The organism is Paenibacillus sp. Y660 (assembly GCF_057221575.1).
On sequence record NZ_JBXBBJ010000096.1, the window covers coordinates 1 to 593 of the forward strand.

The 593-nt window shown below is 45.7% G+C and carries 1 pseudogene; it reads left to right on the forward strand.

Features of this window, described 5'->3' with window-relative positions:
* Positions 1-195 (forward strand): annotated as a pseudogene (locus AC2TDN_RS26615) (IS110 family transposase); the annotation flags it as partial.
* Positions 196-593 lie beyond the last annotated feature (398 nt).

A 593-nucleotide genomic window follows, 5' to 3' on the forward strand; every position in this document is an offset into this window, starting at 1 on the left:
AAAGAATTTAAAGCCTTGCACAAGTACTTTACAACACGAAGTCAAAACCCGCTGAAGAAGAAACAGTCGCTTATCGCGCTCTGCGGTAAACTGATACGCGTCCTGCACACGCTGGGGACGAAGCAAAGAGAGTACAACGCAAACGACGTTCTTGGACCTGTACGACAAGCACAGATACAACAAATCGCAGCTTAAGTTCAAGCATCACTAGAAATCTCAATTCAACAACAGATGTACAACTCGACAACGGAAGCACCGGAGAAGCCGAAGTTATTATTCCATAAGGGCAATGACCCCGTTTAGGAGCGAGAATCGGCCTCCACCCCTTGGCAGGTAGAACGAAGGAATGTAAGGGCATAGACCCAGCGTGACATGGGAGGGTAAACCCCAAGGGAAGATGTGGAGATCCACTGTGCGATCATAAGCGTTATCCACAGTTTGGATAAAAACGAATCCAAGCCCTGTTCCCGCCAGCGGTTTTTGCAGAAAAATATGATTTATACCAACATTTCTCCCTCACCTCTAAGGTGTCAAAGTTGTAAATCTAAGAATGAGTGAGAAAACAGGAGAAAACATTACTTTATAGTGGGAGG